General features: G+C 69.3%; 16 protein-coding genes. 9 read left to right on the forward strand and 7 right to left on the reverse strand.

The genetic code is table 11. From position 1 onward, the window contains the following. Positions 1–25: 25 nt before the first annotated feature. Together ABT304_RS03265 and ABT304_RS03270 are read left to right on the forward strand one after the other, a co-directional pair. Positions 26–295 carry a DUF2277 domain-containing protein gene (locus ABT304_RS03265; RefSeq protein ID WP_160025540.1) on the forward strand — a complete coding sequence of 90 codons (270 nt, stop codon included), beginning with the start codon at positions 26–28 and terminating at the stop codon, positions 293–295. 145 nt (positions 296–440) lie between these two features. Further along, entirely contained in the window at positions 441–1,343 is a 903-nt protein-coding gene (locus ABT304_RS03270; RefSeq protein WP_350713319.1) for a Sir2 family NAD-dependent protein deacetylase, read from the forward strand. Here ABT304_RS03270 and ABT304_RS03275 read toward each other — a convergent pair. The 7 genes from ABT304_RS03275 to ABT304_RS03305 form a co-directional block, all read right to left on the reverse strand. Continuing rightward, on the reverse strand, positions 1,329–1,598 hold the full coding sequence (locus ABT304_RS03275; RefSeq protein ID WP_160025542.1) for a hypothetical protein: 270 nt from the start codon (positions 1,596–1,598) through the stop codon (positions 1,329–1,331). The genes ABT304_RS03270 and ABT304_RS03275 overlap by 15 nt on opposite strands. Before the next feature lie 276 nt (positions 1,599–1,874). Continuing rightward, positions 1,875–2,561 (reverse strand): iron-dependent transcriptional repressor DtxR, encoded by a 687-nt coding sequence (locus ABT304_RS03280; RefSeq protein ID WP_160025543.1) that lies wholly within the window; start codon positions 2,559–2,561, stop codon positions 1,875–1,877. A 101-nt stretch (positions 2,562–2,662) separates the two neighbouring features. After that, positions 2,663–3,145: a MarR family winged helix-turn-helix transcriptional regulator gene (locus ABT304_RS03285; protein ID WP_350713320.1), complete on the reverse strand. Its 483-nt coding sequence runs from the start codon at positions 3,143–3,145 to the stop codon at positions 2,663–2,665. A gap of 14 nt (positions 3,146–3,159) precedes the next feature. Further along, entirely contained in the window at positions 3,160–4,785 is a 1,626-nt protein-coding gene (locus tag ABT304_RS03290) for an MDR family MFS transporter (protein WP_350713321.1), read from the reverse strand. A 352-nt stretch (positions 4,786–5,137) separates the two neighbouring features. Further along, on the reverse strand, positions 5,138–7,126 hold the full coding sequence (locus ABT304_RS03295) for an ABC transporter ATP-binding protein (RefSeq protein ID WP_350713322.1): 1,989 nt from the start codon (positions 7,124–7,126) through the stop codon (positions 5,138–5,140). After that, on the reverse strand, positions 7,123–8,871 hold the full coding sequence (locus tag ABT304_RS03300) for an ABC transporter ATP-binding protein (RefSeq protein ID WP_350713323.1): 1,749 nt from the start codon (positions 8,869–8,871) through the stop codon (positions 7,123–7,125). Before ABT304_RS03300 ends, ABT304_RS03295 begins: the two co-directional genes overlap by 4 nt. Next, on the reverse strand, positions 8,872–9,516 hold the full coding sequence (locus ABT304_RS03305; protein WP_350713324.1) for a TetR/AcrR family transcriptional regulator: 645 nt from the start codon (positions 9,514–9,516) through the stop codon (positions 8,872–8,874). Between the two features lie 178 nt (positions 9,517–9,694). Here ABT304_RS03305 and ABT304_RS03310 point away from each other — a divergent pair, with 178 nt between their 5' ends. From ABT304_RS03310 to ABT304_RS03340, 7 genes are all read left to right on the forward strand, one after another. Next, positions 9,695–11,404, forward strand: a complete 1,710-nt coding sequence (locus ABT304_RS03310) for a S8 family peptidase (RefSeq protein WP_350713325.1) — start codon at positions 9,695–9,697, stop codon at positions 11,402–11,404. Positions 11,405–11,479: 75 nt separating this feature from the next. Further along, positions 11,480–12,103 (forward strand): nicotinamide riboside transporter PnuC, encoded by a 624-nt coding sequence (gene pnuC / locus ABT304_RS03315; RefSeq protein WP_350713326.1) that lies wholly within the window; start codon positions 11,480–11,482, stop codon positions 12,101–12,103. Further along, positions 12,096–13,130 (forward strand): AAA family ATPase, encoded by a 1,035-nt coding sequence (locus ABT304_RS03320; protein WP_350713327.1) that lies wholly within the window; start codon positions 12,096–12,098, stop codon positions 13,128–13,130. Before pnuC ends, ABT304_RS03320 begins: the two co-directional genes overlap by 8 nt. Beyond that, on the forward strand, positions 13,127–14,692 hold the full coding sequence (locus ABT304_RS03325) for a MoxR family ATPase (RefSeq protein ID WP_350713328.1): 1,566 nt from the start codon (positions 13,127–13,129) through the stop codon (positions 14,690–14,692). The genes ABT304_RS03320 and ABT304_RS03325 overlap by 4 nt, the downstream gene beginning before the upstream one ends. Further along, complete coding sequence (locus ABT304_RS03330; RefSeq protein ID WP_350713329.1) at positions 14,689–15,354, forward strand: hypothetical protein; 666 nt, start codon at positions 14,689–14,691, stop codon at positions 15,352–15,354. Before ABT304_RS03325 ends, ABT304_RS03330 begins: the two co-directional genes overlap by 4 nt. Next, positions 15,351–17,201 (forward strand): vWA domain-containing protein, encoded by a 1,851-nt coding sequence (locus ABT304_RS03335; protein WP_350713330.1) that lies wholly within the window; start codon positions 15,351–15,353, stop codon positions 17,199–17,201. The genes ABT304_RS03330 and ABT304_RS03335 overlap by 4 nt, the downstream gene beginning before the upstream one ends. Further along, positions 17,194–17,820, forward strand: a complete 627-nt coding sequence (locus ABT304_RS03340; RefSeq protein WP_350713331.1) for a hypothetical protein — start codon at positions 17,194–17,196, stop codon at positions 17,818–17,820. The genes ABT304_RS03335 and ABT304_RS03340 overlap by 8 nt, the downstream gene beginning before the upstream one ends. Positions 17,821–17,822: the final 2 nt, after the last annotated feature.

Raw genomic sequence — 17,822 nt, forward strand, 5'->3', positions numbered from 1 at the left:
CCTCGATCCAGGTACCGTGGATGGCATGTGCCGCAACATCCGCCCGCTCCACAACTTCGAGCCGCCCGCCACCAACGACGAGGTCACCGCTGCCGCCCTGCAGTTCGTACGCAAGGTGAGCGGCACTACCAAGCCTTCGGCCGCCAACCAGGAGGCCTTCGACCGCGCCGTCGCCGAGATCGCCCACATCACCCGGCATCTCCTCGACGACCTGGTCACCAACGCCCCCAAGAAGAACCGTGAGGTCGAGGCCGCGAAGCGCAAGGCTCGCGCCGAGGGCAGGTACGCCTCGTGACGGGGTCGCAAGCCGAAAGTCCGTGCCGCGAGTCGTGCGATGCGTGCGTGCATCGCAAGGCGGCATCGCGACGGCATACCGGGCGTCTTCCGAGCGATGCCAACGCTGCGAGGTGCGTGCGCAGCGTGCGACTCGCGGTGCGGAATTGAGGCGCGCGACCCCAGCCCCGGAGGCGAGCAGCACCGACTCGTACGCAGAAGCCCTGGCTCTCCTGCAGGACCGCCGCCTCGTGGTGCTGACCGGGGCCGGCGTCTCGACCGACTCGGGCATCCCCGACTACCGCAGCCCCGGCAGTCCGTCACGGCAGCCGATGACCTTCCAGCAGTTCATCTCCGGCCCGCAGGAGCGGCAGCGCTACTGGGCGCGCAGCCACCTCGGCTGGCGGCGGATGGGCAGCGCGGTGCCGAACGCCGGCCATCGTGCCCTGGCCGCGATCGATCCCGAGCTGCTGATCACCCAGAACGTCGACGGTCTGCACGAGCAGGCGGCACCCGAGCTCGCCAGCAGCGGCCGGATCGTGACGCTCCACGGCCGGGTGACCGATGTGATCTGCCTGTCCTGCCGCACCGTGAGCCCGCGTCGCGACCTCCAGGAGCGGATGGAGGCGCTCAATGCGGGATGGGCCGAGGCGCACGCGGACGTCGAGACCCGGCCGGACGGTGACGTCGCGCTCGAGGAGACGCAGGACTTCGTCGTGCCCGACTGCGAGATCTGCGGCGGCATCCTCAAGCCTGACGTCGTCTTCTTCGGTGAGAACGTCCCCAAGGACCGGGTCGCCCGGTGCATGGCGGCCGTCGACGCGCTGGCAGAACCAGACCCCGGAGCTCAGGCCCGCGACGAGCGGCACGAGGGGAAGGGCGTGCTGCTCGTCGCGGGCTCGAGTCTGGCGGTGATGAGTGGCTATCGGTTCGTACGCCGGGCGGCGAAGGCCGGGATCCCGGTCGTCATCGTCAACCGCGGCGCGACCAGGGGCGATGCGGAGGCTACGTACAAGCTGGAGGTCGGAACCAGCGAGTTCCTCACCACCTTGGCGTCACGCCGAGCGTGACTGGATCGGCAGGTCGGCCATGCGGCCGGCGGCCTCGTCGACGGAGAGTCTGGCACCGATGAAGAAGTGGTAGACCGGGCCTTCGTCGATCAGCAGCACCTTGGCGCTGTGGTAGTCACCGCCGAGGTCGGTGAGCACGATCTCCTCGCCGCGCTCGAGGTGACGGGTCAGGCCGGTGTCGGTGTGGTGGACGGCGACTGGGCGGAACGTCTCATCCAGCTCGCGACCGCGAGCGGGCAGATGAACGACCTCCATAGAGCTCTCCCCTCCGGAGACCCCCGCAAGTCTCGACATGACAGCTGCAGAAGCCCACATCGGTAACCGGGCTTCGAGCAGGCCTTGCACGTCAAACATAAGCATCGATGACGTAATCGGTCCAGAGTCATGTGCCAGAATCTGCCGACGTCGAGAGAATTTCACCCGCGGTTGCAAAAGTGGGCCCGAAGTGGACACAGCGTTGCCACATCGAAGACGACTCGTGGAGCCGACGAACGACGCGACGTATCGAGCTTGTCGAGATGGATCTGCGGGTCAGAGGGCCTTGACGAAGATGTGGTCCGCGGCCTCGGGGATGATCTCCGCCGTCTCCCCGCCGGAGCCGAGCATGACCCCGTCGGGGGTCGCCTTGATCGCGACGGTCTGGTCCGGGGTCGCGCCGACCCGGCGCAGGGCGCTCATCAGCGACTCGTCCTTCTGCATCTCCTCGGAGATGCGACGCACCAGGACGGTGGCGCGCTCGGAGGTCGCTGCGGCCGTGAGCGACTGGACGCCGGCCATGAAGTCCTCGTCGGCGGGCTTGCCACCGAGCTCGTCGAGACCGGGGATCGGGTTGCCGTAGGGCGACTCGGTCGGGTCGCCGAGCAGGTCGAGCAGGCGCTTCTCGACGGTGTCCGACATGACGTGCTCCCAGCGGCACGCCTCCTCGTGGACGAGCTCCCAGTCGAGGCCGATGACGTCGGTCAGCAGCCGCTCGGCGAGGCGGTGCTTGCGCATCACCCGGGTGGCCAGGCGAAGGCCCTCGTCGGTGAGCTGCAGGTGGCGGTCGCCCTCGACGGTGAGCAGGCCGTCGCGCTCCATCCGGGCGACGGTCTGGGAGACCGTGGGGCCGGACTGGTGCAGGCGCTCGGCGATGCGGGCGCGCAGCGGAACGATTCCCTCTTCGACCAGCTCGTAGATCGTGCGAAGGTACATCTCGGTGGTGTCGATGAGATCGCTCACGGGCTAATCCTACATCCTTGAATCAGTCAGAAAAACCGAACCCAGCAGGGTGTGTCCCGAACGACGTCGGCCTGCAGGAGAGACCAGCGCGGCGTGATCCCCTAAGAGCCCTGGCGTTCGAGGGCCTCGTTGTATCTGGACAGCATAGCGCTGAGCCGGTCGATCTCGTCGGGACTCCAGTCGGCCAGCCGGTCGTTGAAACGTACGCGACGCTCCCGGGCCACCCGCTCGAGCCCCTCGCGGGCCTCGGCGGTCACCGAGACCAGGCTGGCCCGCCCGTCCTCGGGGTCCGGATGGCGTTCGAGCAGGCCCAGGTCGATCATGGCCTGCACCATCCGGCTGACCGCTCCCTTGTCGATCCCGAGCCCGTCGACCAGCGCGGAGGCGCGCACCGGGCCACGCTCGGCGATCCAGGTCAGCATCATGTAGCCACCGGGCGGAAGATCCGGGTGCAGCATCCGGCCGCGTGCCTTCATCGCCCGCTTGGCCCTCCACACGAGCACGCCGACCTCGGACTCGAGCCGGCTGAGCGACTCACCGCGAGGACCGTCCTCGAACTGCTCGCCCTGAGCGGCGTCGTCCATGGCTGTCATCCCTGTCATCTCCGGCCCGCTCCCCCCGCCTCGAGCTCCGCAGCGACCTCAGGAGCGATCTCTTCGTCGGCGAGGTCCTCGATCGTAGTCCTGAGCGGAACCTCTCTGATACCCAGGATCGCCACCAGCGCGATGACCGCGCACGGGATGGCCACCAGGAAGAGATCGGCGGTGGCGACGGCGAAGGCGTGCTCGTAGAGCGCCTGAACGGCGCTCGGCATGCTCGCCGGGTCGGCGAGCCCGCCGCCCTGCAGGCTCTGGAGCTCCTCGGGGGTCACCTTCCCGCTGGCCACCAGCTCGGGGATGCCATCGGTGATGACGTCCTCGACCCGGTGGGAGAGCACGGCGCCGAGCGCGGCGATGCCCATCGAGCCACCCATCGACCGGAAGAACGCGACGACCGAGGACCCGGCACCCATGTCCTTGTTGTCGAGGTTGTTCTGCACCGCGAGGACGAGGTTCTGGTTGGTGGCACCGACACCGAGACCGAGGATGGCCATGAAGGCGCCGACCAGGGCCAGGTTGGTGTGCTCGTCGATCGTGCTGAGCAGGAAGAGCCCGATCGGCAGCATGATGCCGCCGAAGATCAGGTAGCGCTTCCAGCGTCCGGTGGAGCTGATCAGGCGTCCGGTGACCATCCCGGCACCGGAGAGCCCGAGCACCATGCAGATCGACATCAGCCCGGCGTGGGTCGGCGTCATCCCGCGGGCGGTCTGGAAGTACTGCTGCAGGTAGACCGTCGCACCGAACATCCCGGCACCGACGAAGAACGAGGCGAGGGTGGAGAGGACCATCGTGCGGTCGCGGAAGAGGCGCAGCGGGATGATCGGCTCCTTGGCGAACCTGCCCTCGACCAGGATCGCGAGGGCCAGCACGACGACGCTGCCGGCGACCAGGGCGTACGACATCAGCGAGGTCCACGCGAAGGAGTCGCCACCCAGGGTGACCCAGATCAGCAGCGTGGAGACGCCGGCGACCAGCAAGAACGCGCCGAGGTAGTCGATGCTGACCTCGCGGCGTACGTGCGGGAGGTGCAGGGTCTTCTGGAGCAGGATGAAGGCGACCACCGCGAACGGCACACCGACGTAGAAGACGCCGGGCCAGCCCAGCGGGGAGTCGACGATCACGCCGCCGACGAGCGGTCCGATGACGGTGGCCAGGGCGAAGACCGCGCCGATGTAGCCCGAGTAGCGGCCGCGCTCACGCGGGGAGACGATCATCGCGATGATCACCTGGATCAAGGCGATGATGCCGCCCATGCCGAGGCCGGCGATGACCCGGCCGGTGATGATCACCGGCATCGACGGCGCCAGACCACAGATCGCCGAGCCGACGATGAACAGGCCGAGCGCGGCCTGGACCAGCACCTTCTTGTTGTAGAGGTCGGCGAGCTTGCCCCAGATCGGCGTGGTCGCGGTCATCGCCAGCATGCTCGAGACGACGATCCAGGTGTAGCCGCCCTGGGTGCCACCGAGGTCGGTCACGATCCGCGGCAGGGCGTTGGCGACCGACGTGCTGGACAGCATGGCGACGAAGAGCGCCATCAGAAGGCCGGAGAGGACCTCCATGATCTGGCGGTGGGTCATCTGCGGCGCGGCGATGGCCTGCGAAGACTGCTGGGACTCTGACAAGTGGTGACTCGGCTTTCACGAGAATTGGTTGAACATCGACAACCAATGTACGTCCGATTAGTTGCTAAACGCAACTTGTCGCCGGTCGCGGCTGATCCCGACACCGCAGAAAACGGGGCGACCCGCAGGCGGGCCTGGTGGCCGACCCGGTGGATGAGTCCGGTACGCCTGCGGGTCGGGTGGCTGCTGGTGAATTGCCAGCCCCCATCCGTAGTTGGGGAAGCTGCTAGCGAGCAGCCACCTCACGCATCCAATCGTTCTTCATCTGATCGGATCACCTCCTTTCCCGTGTGGCTCAACGGTAGGCGCCGGGTCATAGCGGGATCAAAGGGTTATTTCTCAGAGTTGCAGCTCAGGCGGGCTCCTCGACGAGGGCGTGGCTGAACTGCGACTGATAGAGCTCGGCGTACGCACCCTTCGCCTCGAGCAGCTCGGCATGGTTGCCCTGCTCGACGATCGCGCCGTCGCGCATGACCAGGATCAGGTCGGCGTCGCGGATCGTGGAGAGCCGGTGGGCGATCACGAAGGACGTACGGTCCGAGCGCAGCGCGGCCATGGCGTGCTGCAGGAGCAGCTCGGTGCGGGTGTCGACCGAGGAGGTCGCCTCGTCGAGGATCAGCAGCGACGGCTCGGCGAGGAACGCGCGGGCGATCGTGATCAGCTGCCGCTCGCCCGCCGAGAGGTTGCCGCCCTCGTCGGTGATCAGGGTGTCGTAGCCGTCCGGAAGCGAGTGCACGAACCTGTCGACGTACGTCGCCCGGGCCGCCTCGAGGAGCTCCTCCTCGGTCGCGTCCGGCCGGCCGTAGCGGATGTTGTCGCGGATCGTGCCTTCGAAGAGCCAGGTGTCCTGGAGCACCATCCCCGTGCGTTCACGCAGGTCGGAACGGGGAATCGAGGCGATGTCGACGCCGTCGAGGGTGATCTGGCCGGCGTCGAGTTCGTAGAACCTCATGATCAGGTTGACCAGGGTGGTCTTGCCCGCACCGGTCGGCCCGACGATCGCGACGGTCTGCCCGGGACGGGCCACCAGGGACAGGTCCTCGATGAGCGGCCTGTCCTTGTCGTAGGAGAAGCTCACGTGCTTGAACCGGACCTCGCCGGCACCCGCGTCGTTCCGGGGAGTGCCGACATCGGGCGTCTGCTCCTCGGCGTCGAGCAGCTCGAAGACCCGCTCGGCCGAGGCGACGCCCGACTGGAGCAGGTTCATCATCGAGGCGAGGGTGGTGATGGGCTGGGTGAACTGGCGCGAGTACTGGATGAAGGCCTGCAGCTCACCCAGGCTCAGTGCTCCGCTGGCGACCCGGAGCGACCCGACCACGCAGACCACCACGAACATCAGGTTGCCGACGAACATCATCAGCGGCATCAGGATCCCGCTGATGAACTGTGCCTTGAAGGATGCGGCGAAGAGCTTGTCGTTCTCCTCGGCGAAGGTCTTCTCGACCTCCTCCTGACGCCCGAAGACCTTGACCAGGTCATGGCCGGAGAAGGTCTCCTCGATGTGGCCGTTGAGCTTGCCGGTGTGGCGCCACTGGGCCACGAACTGGCCCTGCGACCGCTTCATCACCGCGCTGGTGACCACCAGCGAGACCGGCACCGCGAGCAGCGCGATCAGGGCCAGCACCGGGCTGATCCAGAACATCATGAACAGCACCGTGACCAGCGTGAACAGAGCGGTCAGCACCTGGCTGAAGGTCTGCTGCAGGGTCTGGCTGATGTTGTCGATGTCGTTGGTGACCCGGCTGAGCAGCTCGCCTCGCGGCTGCTTGTCGAAGTAGGAAAGCGGGACGCTGTGGACCTTCTTCTCGACGTCCTCGCGCAGACCCTTCACGGTGCCCTGGACGACCGAGTTGAGGATCCAGCCCTGCACGAAGGAGAGCAGGGAGGCGACGAGGTAGACGGCGAGCACCACCAGCAGCGCGCTGCGCAGCGCGTCGAAGTCGACGCCCTGACCCGGGGTGACGTACTCCATCCCGGAGAGCATGTCGGCGAGCTTGTCGTCGCCCTGGGCACGCAGACCCTCGACGGCCTCCTCCTGCGTCACCCCCGCCGGCAGCTCCCTGGAGAAGACGCCGCCGAAGATGATGTTGGTCGCCTTGCCCAGCAGCCACGGACCCAGCGACATCAGGGTGACGCTGACCGCGGCCAGGCCGATGGTGGCGTAGGCGTGGAGCTTGTAGGGCGCCATCCGGCGCAGCAACCGCTTGGCCGAAGGGACGAAGTTCATCGCCTTGTCCCCCACCGCGCCGCCCGCGCCCATCGGACCGGGGCCGCCCTGGGGACGTACGATCCGCTCGGTCTTCTTCATCTGGCCGTTCTGGCCCGTCTTGGGGTCGCTCATGCCGCGGCCTCCTCTGCGCTGAGCTGGGAGGAGACGATCTCCTGGTAGGTGGCGTTGCCGGCGAGGAGCTCGTCGTGGGTGCCCTCGCCGACGATGGCGCCGTCCTCGAGCACGAGGATCTTGTCGGCGTCGCGGATCGTGGAAACCCGCTGGGCGACCACGATGACCGTGGCATTGCGGGTCTCGGGGGCGAGCGCCGCGCGGAGCCGGGCGTCGGTGGCGACGTCGAGCGCGGAGAAGGAGTCGTCGAAGAGATAGATGTCGGGCCTCCTCACCAGCGCCCGGGCGATGGCCAGACGTTGCCGCTGACCACCGGAGACGTTGGTGCCGCCCTGGTCGATCTCGGCGTCGAGGCCGGTGCCGTCCTCGGGGGCCATCCGTTCCACGAAGTCACGCGCCTGGGCTACCTCGAGGGCATGCCAGAGCTCCTCGTCGGTGGCGTCCGGCTTGCCGTGGAGCAGGTTGGAGCGGACGGTGCCGGTGAAGAGGAAGGCCTTCTGCGGCACCAACCCGAGGGAGCTGCGCAGGGTGGCCGGGTCGAGGTCGCGTACGTCGATCCCACCGACGCGGACGACACCGGCCGTCGCGTCGAAGAGCCGCGGGATGAGGCCGAGGAGGGTCGTCTTGCCGGCGCCGGTGGAGCCGATGATCGCGACGGTCTGCCCGGGCCTGGCCTCGAAGGTCAGGTCGTGGAGGACGGGGTGGTCCGCGCCGGGGTAGGTGAAGCCGGCCCCGGTCAGGTCGACGTGCCCGTGCCGGGAGATCTCGGTGATGCCGGCGCTGGGCGGCGTCACCGACGTCTCGGTGTCGAGGACCTCGGCGATCCGGTCGGCGCAGACGGCGGCGCGCGGGACCTGCATGAGCATGAAGGTGCCCATCATGATCGACATCAGGATCTGCATCAGGTACTGCAGGAAGGCGGTCAGCGGGCCGACCTGCATCAGCCCGTTGTCGACCCGGATGCCGCCGAACCAGATCACCGCGACGCTGGCGACGTTGATGACCAGCATCATCAGCGGGAACATCGTCGACATCCAGCGCCCGGCTCGGAGCGCGACGTCGGTGAGCTCGTCGTTGGCCTTGGCGAAGCGCTCGGTCTCCTGACGCTCGCGTACGAACGCCCGGATCACCCGGATGCCGGTGATCTGCTCGCGCAGGATGCGGTTGACCGCGTCGATGCGCTCCTGCACCTTGCGGAAGTTGGGGACCATGCCGCGCACGACCACGGTCATGGAGATGAGCAGCGCGGGGATGACGACCGCGAGCAGCCAGGAGAGCCCGGCGTCCACCTGGATGGCCATCACGACGCCGCCGACCATCATCATCGGCACCATCACCGCGAGGGTGCAGGTGAGCACGGCGAGCATCTGGACCTGCTGGACGTCGTTCGTGGTCCGGGTGATCAGCGACGGGGCGCCGAAGCGGCCGACCTCGCGAGCGCTGAAGGAGCCGACCTTCGCGAAGATCGCCGCCCGCAGGTCGCGGCCGAAACTCATCGAGCTGCGGGCGGCGAAGTAGACGCTGGTGATCGAGGCGAGGATCTGCACCAGCGCCACGCCGAGCATGATCGCGCCGATCTCGAGGATGTAGCGGGTGTCGCCCTCGGCCACGCCCTTGTCGATGATGTCGGCGTTCAGGCTGGGCAGCAGCATGAAGGCCGAGGTCGACAAGAGCTGCAGGATCGCGATGACGACCAGGAATCTCTTGTACGGGAGCAGGTAGTCCCGCAGGAGTCGGAGAAGCATTCAGGAGGTCTCTCTGGTCAGGCTGTGCTCGATGAGGATGCCGCCGAGCAGCACGTCGATGACGTCCTCGCTGCTGAGCGGCTGGTTCGTTCGGTTCAGACCAGGGAGCCAGGCCCCGATCGTGAGGCTGCGCAGCACCAGCGCGGCCTTGCGCGGCGGCAGCCGCAGCTCGTTCACGTGCGGCTCGAAGACGAGCCTCGTCAGGTTGTCGATGAGGGCCTTGTTGGCCTCGATGAGGAACTTCGGAGGACCGGGCGGATGACGTACGCCCTCGGGATCCGGCTCCTCCGTCACGGCCGAGCGCACGGCCATCATGACGAGGAGGCCACGCTGCGAGGTCGCGGCGAGCAGGTCGATGACGGCACGGAGCTTGTCCTCGATGTCGGCCTTGCCCTCCACCACCTCCGCCATCGACTGACCACCCCTGGTCGGGTCGAAGACGTTCTCGGCGACCGCCCGGTAGAGCTCCCGCTTGTCGCGGAAGTGCCGGAAGATCGTGCCTTCGGCGACTCCGGCCGCCTCGGCGATGAGCCTGGTCGTTGTCGCCGTGCCGTGCTCGATCAGCAGCGTCTCGGTCGCCGCGATGATCGCGGCGCGCCGGTCGGCTGCAGGAATCGGCTTGGCCCGCGTACGTCGTTCGTCCACGTCTACGAGCGTAAGTGAGTGAGCACTCACTCACAACCCAATTATTGGGTGGCTGGTCCCGCCAAACCCTGTTCGAGCGGATGCTGACTAGGGCATGCTGGGGCGCTATGTCGGGCCGACAAGGGCCATGACAGCGGTGGTCGACGATCTCGACCATCGGATCCGGAATGGAGACAGCATGCGTAGGTTGTTGACAGGTGCGACCGCGGTCGCGCTGGGGGTCACCGGCACCCTCGTCATGGCGAGCTCGAGCACCGCCACCTCCGACCAGGAGGTCCGCTATGTCGTGGCATATGCCGAGGGATCCTCGGCCGCCAGCGCCCGTGCCGCGGTGAGGGCCGCGGGGGGCGAGATCATCTCTGAGAACAGTGCCATCGGAGTCGCGACGGTCACCGCGGGTGAGGGATTCGCCGAGGCGGCCAACGCCTCGGACGCCCTCGTCGGCGCGGCCCAGGACAGGATCGTGGGCGCCACGACTCCCGACGCGGCCAGCAAGGCCCGCAAGCAGGAGGTGTCGAAGGTCGAGACCGAGTTCCGGTCCGGCAAGGGCACCGCACCCAAGACCCCGAAGCCCAAGGGATCCACGGAGCCGCTCTCCGGTCTGCAGTGGGACATGAAGCAGATCGACGCCGCGGCGGCCAACAAGAGCGAGCGCGGAAAGGGTGTCCGCGTCGGCATCCTGGACACCGGTGTCGACGGGTCGCACCCCGACATCGCACCCAACTTCGACGCGCGGCTGAGCCGCAACTTCACCACCGACATCCCGGTCGACGCCAACGGCGCCACGGTCGACGGTCCGTGTGAGGACGAGCCCGACGGGTCCTGCATGGACGCGGCCGACGTCGACGAGAACGGCCACGGCACCCACGTCGCCTCCACCATCGCCTCGCCGGTCAACGGCGTCGGCATCACCGGCGTCGCCCCGGAGGCCGACATCGTCAACCTCCGCGCCGGCCAGGACTCCGGCTACTTCTTCCTGCAGCCGTCGGTCGACGCGCTGACCTACGCCGGCCGCAACGGCATCGACGTGGTCAACATGAGCTACTACGTCGACCCGTGGCTGTTCAACTGCACCAACCACCCGGCCGACTCGGCCGCGGACCAGGCCGAGCAGGTCACGATCATCACCGCGATGCAGCGTGCCCTCGACTACGCCCGCGCCCGTGGCGTCACCCTCGTCGCGGCCGCCGGCAACCAGGCGATCGACTACACCAAGCCGCAGACCGACGCGAGCAGCCCCGACTACGCCAGCGAGCCCGGCGAGGCCGCCTACGTCCGTGACCTGCTCGACCCGGAGTCGTGCGTCTCGATGCCCACCGAGGGCAACGGGGTCATCGCGGTCAGCTCCACCGGTCCGTCCGAGCGCAAGTCCTACTACTCCAGCTACGGCGACGGCTTCGTCGACGTCGCGGCGCCTGGCGGGGATGCGTACGACACCGCGGACGGGACGCGCGACTTCGCCGCCACCATCCTGGCCGCCTACCCGTACGACCTCGGTGTCGCCGAGGGCGCGATCGACCCGGCGACCGGCGAGGTCCTGGTGCCGTGGGCGGTCTCGGACTGCTCCAGCGGTGAGTGCTCCTACTACCAGTACCTGCAGGGCACCTCGATGGCCTCCCCGCACGCTGCTGGTGTGGCCGCGCTGATCGTCGGCGAGTACGGCAGCCGCGACTACTCCGGCAAGACCCTCTCGCCCAAGAAGGTCGAGAAGATCCTGCTCAAGTCGGCCACCGACAAGGCCTGCCCGGTCCCGGCGGACTTCACCTACGTACGCCACCTGCCCAACGGCACGACGGCGACCTCGACCCACACCTGTGAGGGTGGCGAGGCCCCGAACGGCTTCTACGGCAGCGGCATCGTCGACGCGAAGGCGGCGGTCGGTCGCTGACCTGACCGACCTCGTCGCACGGCCCGGATGCTCAACACGAGCATCCGGGCCGTTCCCGTCCCATAGGGTGCGGCCATGCAGAGTTGGTGGGTGGCGCACTGGGTCGAGATCGCGGGGGTCGTCACCGGGGCGGCGTGCGTGATCCTGGCGGCACGGCGGAGCATGTGGACGTATCCGATCGGTATCGCGAACACCGCGCTCTACCTGGTCGTCTTCGCCGAGAGTGCGCTCTACGCCGACGCGGCGCTGCAGGTCATGTTCATGGTGCTCTCGGTGACCGGCTGGGTCGACTGGGCCATGGCCCGGCGACGGGAGTCGGAGGCACAGCTCCGCCGTGACGAGGCGTTCGTCGGGGTCGCCTCGGTCCGCACGCTGCTGCTCCTGGCGCTGGGGTTCGTGGTGGCGCTGGCGGCGATCGCGTACGTCCTGTTCGCCTTCACCGACTCCACGACCGAGCTTCCCGACGCCACGGTGACCGCGGGCAGCGTGATCGCGCAGATCATGCTCAACCGCCGCTGGTGGCAGTGCTGGCTGGTCTGGCTGGCCGTCGACGTCGTCTCCGTCGGTCTGTACGCCTACAAGGGCCTGTGGCCGACCGCGGTGCTCTACCTCGGCTTCTGCGTGATCGTCCTGGTCGCGCTGCGGGACTGGCGCCGGGTGCTGGTCGCCGACCGCGAGCCGGAGGTCGCGGGTGTCTGAGAGGTCTTACCGCCACGGGCTGGTGCTCGGGAAGTTCTACCCGTTCCACGCCGGCCACCAGGCGCTCATCCGTGCGGCCCTGCGGGCATGTGACCGGGTCACCGTCGAGCTCCTCGGTTCGCAGGTCGAGACCATCCCGCTCGAGGTGCGGGCGGAGTGGCTGCGCGAGGAGCACCCGACCGCCCACGTGGTCGCCGCGATGGACGAGGCCAGGGTCGACTTCGACGACCCGGCCGCCTGGGACGAGCACATGGTCGTCATCTCCGAGCTGCTCCCGGGCCCGGTCGACGCGGTCTTCTCCTCCGACGCCTACGGCGAGGAGCTCGCCCGGCGGCTGGGTGCGACGTGGGTCCAGGTCGATCCCGGGCGGGTGTTCAACCCAGTCTCCGGCACCGCCGTACGCCCCGACCTGACCGAGCACTGGGCCGAGCTGCCGGCTCCGGTCCGCGCCGGGCTCACCGAGCGGGTCGTGGTGCTCGGCGCGGAGTCGACCGGGACCACCACACTGGCCGAGAGGCTGGCCGCTGACCTGGGAACACACTGTGTCCCGGAGTACGGCCGGCTCTGGTCCGAGATCCGCCCCGGCGGCCTGTTCGCCCCCTGGCGCAGCGACGAGTTCAACCTCATCGTGGACCGGCAGATCGGCTGGGAGGACGCCGCCCGGCGCCGGGTGCCGAAGCCAGTCCTGGTCTGCGACACCGACGTACTGGCGACGACGCTGTGGCACGAGCGCTACGTCGGCCCGACACCACCTCACCTGGTCGAGCGCGCGGCCGCGCACCGGCCGGTCGCCTATGTCCTGACCGGAGACGAGATCCCGTTCGTGCAGGATGGGTTGCGCGACGGCGAGCACGTCCGGCACGGGATGCAAGAGCGGTTCCGCGAGATGCTGGCCGGGCAGCCAGTGCCGTGGATCGAGGTCCGCGGGAGCGTCGAGGCGCGACTCGCCGCGACCAAGGAGTTCCTGGAGCCGTTGCTCGGGCACAGCAACCGGATCGGCCCGTCATTGGAGGAGCTGGGTAGATGAGTGATCGCTGGCAGAAGACGTCGGCCTCGCCGACCGTGCCGCACGTCCAGCACGGCGGGCCGCGCGACGGGCTCACCGCCGCCGACCTCTTCAGGTCCCCCGACGAGACCGTCGAGCTGGACGAGAAGCTGCGGCGTACGTATTTCTGGCTGGTCAACAAGGCGGTGATCTCGCCGTTCTACGACGTCGAGTTCGATGCCGCGAAGGCCAGCCGGTTCCCGCTCGGCGATGCCGGCGCGGAGATCACGCTGCCCACCCAGCCGGCCTACTCCTCCAACGTGCTGCTGCCGCTGCTCACCTTCGCGGTCGGTGGGAAGTGCCTGATGATCGGCGGGCCCGGCCGTGGCAAGACGACGCTCGCGGTGCTGATGGGGGTGCTGTCCGGGGCGACCCCGGAGGACGTACGCCGCCACCTGCAGCAGGGACAGCCGCAGCTGACCGTGTCGGACCTGGTCGGGTTGCCGCTGCCGCGCGACCTCGTCGCCGCGGGTTCGCTGGCGGAGATCACGATCGCCTGGAAGTCGTGGCTCACCCAGAAGGTCAAGATCGTCGACGAGTACAACCGCATCCCCACCAAGACCCAGTCAGCGCTGCTCACCATGGTCGCCGAGGGCTACGTGGAGAGCCACGACCAGCTGCGCCGCACCGCCCCCGACGAGGGTGTCGAGAGCTGGTTCTTCACCGCCAACGACGACTCCGGCGGCGGCACCTTCCAGGTCATCCAGGCCCTCAAGGACCGGCTCGACGTCACCGTGCAGGCGTTCGGCTTCAACGGTCGCTTCTTCGACGAGCTGGTCACCCGGGTCGAGGCCGGTGAGCGGCCGGAGGAGCACGTGCCGTCCTCCCTGGTCTTCTCCTCCGATGAGCAGTCGACGATGCTCGCCGCCATCCGGGCGGTGCCGCTGCCCGCAGACGTACGCCGGAAGCTGGAGTACTTCACCGGGCAGTTCGAGTTCGTGCAGCACGGCGGGCGGCGGTTCGAGTACCGCACCAAGGACGTCGTCGCGACCGCGGGCGGGGACGTGAGCGCGGTCATCGACGCCAACTCCGGCGCCGACCTGGTGGTCGACCTCGGCGCGCAGACCCTGAACGGACTCTCCGTGCGGGCGCTGCAGACCCTGATCCTGTACGCCAAGGCGTCGGCGTGGTTCCGCGGCGCCTCGTCCGTCGGGCTCGACGACGTGCGCGCCATGGTGCCGTTCGTGCTCCGCGGGAAGCTGCTGCCCAACCCGCAGCACCCACGGTTCGAGGCCGGCGACAAGGAGCTCGCCCACGACCCGGCCTCGTGGCTCGTCGATCTCTTCGACACCGCGATGAAGCAGTTCGTCGCGCTCGGCCTCGAAGCCTCCGATCCCGTCGGGGATCTGCTCGCCGAGCTCGGCGGCGGCCTCGACGGGCTCGACCGGCTGACCGTCTCGCAGCGGCTGACCCGGATCGAGTCCGAGGTCGGCCGGATCTCCAAGGTCGGCAAGATCTACGGCCGCGACTACGACGACCTCGTCGCGCTGAAGTATCTCCATCAGCGCTACTCCAACTACCTCCACTGGCTGGAGGGTTCATGATCCGGCGTCCTGGGCACTCCGTGAACGCCTCGGTGGCTCGACGATCGGACGGGTTGCCTGCTGTCACCGGGCTCGACCTGGAGTTGGCCGTCGCCAACGTCGCCCGCTGGGGCGGCGACACCGGGCTCTTCCGTACGTCGCTGGCAGCCGCGCTGTCGTCCGGGCCCCTGCCCGAGGCCGCGGCGATCCAGGATCTCGCCGCCGTGGCCGCCTGGCGCGCGGGAGTCATCGGACTCCGCAAGGACGCCCTCCGCGCGGTGTCGTCGTGTCTCGATGCCGGGCTCGCGGACATGGTCGGCGCGACGCTCGGGATGCCGGGCACCGACGTGGCCGGATTCGTCGAGGGGCAGCGTACGGACCGGTTCTTCTGGCCCGCCTGGCAGCAGCTGGGCCGGGCTTACCTGATCGCCCGGCTCGGAGGCTTCGCCGGACTCGGCGGACCCTGGCTGGCACACCCGGGCGACGTCATCGCGGCCGGCGAGGGACGGTGGCTGGTGGAGGTCGGCGAGGAGCTGTGGGCGGTCGACGCCGACCTGTTCGGTCACTCCGTCTCACTGGCGGGCGACGACCCGGCGGACACCGGCGACCCCGGCACCGCCGGCGTACGGGTGGTCAGTGTGCCCACGTCCTACCTGCTCGAGGTCGTGCGGGAGGCCGGGTGAGAGCGCCAACCGCGGCAGAGCGCGAGGCCTGGGAGGCGGCCCTCGACCTGTGGGGTGTGGACCTCCATGACCCGGTCGTGCACACTCGCTCCGACCAGGGCAGCTTCGCCTGGTTCGGGTTCCCGCCGGAGGTCAACGTCGACCCCGGCGAGCTCGCCCGCCACGGCGGAGAAGGGCATCTGACCAGCGTCTTCGCTCACGAGATCGGCCATCACGTGCTCTCCCCGAGCACTCGGGTCGACTCGCTGAAGATCCGTCAGCAGATGGCGCGGGTGATCGACCTCTACGACCGGCAGCACCGCCTCGACCTGGCCGCCGCGAGCGGGTTCTGCGCCAACCTGTGGTCCGACATGCTGATCAACGACCGGGTGATGCAGCTGCAGCGCGCCCGGCTCGCCCCGAACGAGACCCCTGACATGGTGCAGCTCACCCAGGCTCTCGCGGCGCCTGCCCTGGCCAAGGGTCTGCGCGGCGCGGAGGACAACGAGCTGTGGTGGGTGGTGCAGCGGGCGTACGAGCTTCTCTGGCGGCTTCCCGAGGGCTCCCTCGCCTGGCCCGAGCCGCCGACGCGGTGGAAGACGGACTACGAGCAACAGCTCCGCAGTGCCCGGCGCCGCCTGCACGGCTCGAAGTCGAAGCAGCGGCACGAGGCCTACCAGGCCAAACGAGAGGTCGCCGAGCTCGAGTACGACCCGCGCGCGGGCCTCGACCCGGCTCATGACGCGACTACGGTGGCCGATGTGGTGCGTACGCTCGCCACCGACCCGGTCAGCGGCGCGGTGCCCTGGGCGATGGTGATGGCGCCCTACCTGCTGCTGGGCTTCACGAGCAGCGGGTGCCACGAGGAGTCGCCGGGTGCCCCCAGCGCGGCCGAGCTGGCCGGAGCGATCGGTGACCCGCGGCTGCAGACGCCGTTGGTGCATCCCGACGACGCCGAGGTCGTCCTCGCGGACGGCGACGCCGCCGCGGCCGCCGCCGACGGCAGCGGGCAGGCGCTCGGGCTGGCCCGGACCCTGGAGCTGATGGCCGGCGCCGATCCCAACGCGGTGATGGCGGCCTGGTACGAGGCCGAGGCCCGCCCGCACGTCGCGCCGCTGGTGCAGCGCGGGCTCGCTCCCGCCGGCCCCGCGATCCCCGGGCCCGTGGAGGAGTGGGAGCTCGGCGACGACCTGGCCGAGCTGGACTGGCCGGCGACGCTGACCACAGGTGCGGTGTTCGTGCCGGGAGTGACCACTCGGCGGCGTACCTTCATCGCGGACGAGCCCGAGCCGGCGTACGAGCCGGTTCTGCTCGACCTCTACCTCGACTCCTCGGGATCGATGACGAATCCGCAGCGCGGTTCGGCCGCGATCGTCGCCGGGACGATCCTGTCGCTCTCGGTGCTGCGCGGCGGCGGGCGGGTGCGGGTCACCTCGTGGAGCTCGGCCGGCCAGGTCGCCGGCGACAGCTCCTACACCCGCGACCGGGTCGAGATCATGCGACAGCTGACGACCTACTTCGGCGGCGGCACGACGTTTCCCCTGGACCTGTTGCGTGCGCGCTACCCCGAGTCTCGTCAACCCGAGGACGGGCAGCGCCACCTCGTGGTGCTCTCCGACGCCGGGCTGGAGACGTTCCTGGGCCGCGGCCAGGAGGAGTACGCCGACGTGGCCCCCGCCGTGCGGCGCGTGATCGACACCGGGTCCCTGATGATCATCGGACACTGGCGCGGGCAGGCCCGCGAGCAGGCCGAGCGGCTCGGCTACGACGTCGCCGAGATCCCGGACGTGATGCAGGCGCCCGAGGCGTGTGCGGCGCTCGCCGCGCGGATCGCCGCCTACACCCCGGAAGGAGCAGCCCGTGGCTGACGAGGACCTGTTCGAGACCTGGCTCGACGAGGAGCTCGATCTCGACGCCGCCTGGGACGGGTTGACGCCCGGCCCGTCGGTCGACGAAGTGATGGCCCGGATCTCGACCACGCCGTCGTGGTTCCTCGACAACGCCGTCGACATCGTGGCGCTGGCCGGGGACGTGCTCGACACCTCCGGCGGGCCGTTCATCGCGGCTGCCCGGAGGGTGGCCTCGACCGGGAAGCCGGTCGCGCGCCAGGGAGCCGGAGTGGTCCTGTGGCTGGTCGCCTCGCAGGAGCTGGCGGGACCGTTCTCGGCGGCGCTGCGCGAGGACCGGTTCGACCGGGCGCTGGTGACGCTCTCACTGCGCCTGGCCGCGGTCGTCGAACCGCAACGCTGGGTCGAGGAGTCCGAGCGCCGCGAGGAGGCGGCGCGGACCTTCCTGCTGTGGAACGGGCAGCTGCCCGCGCGCGAGGACGAGCGCAACGCCCGCGCCCTGTTGTCGCGCCTCGACTCCGCCGCCCGCGCCGAGGCGCTCGAACGGGCCCGGCGCGACCGCGAGCACCGCTCCGAGATCCGGCGGCGCCTGGAGGACGCGCGCGCACGTGAGGCCGCCAGCCGCTACAGCCCGGAGTGACC

It is taken from the genome of Nocardioides sp. NPDC000445, assembly GCF_040300245.1.
Taxonomy (GTDB): Bacteria; Actinomycetota; Actinomycetes; order Propionibacteriales; family Nocardioidaceae; genus Nocardioides.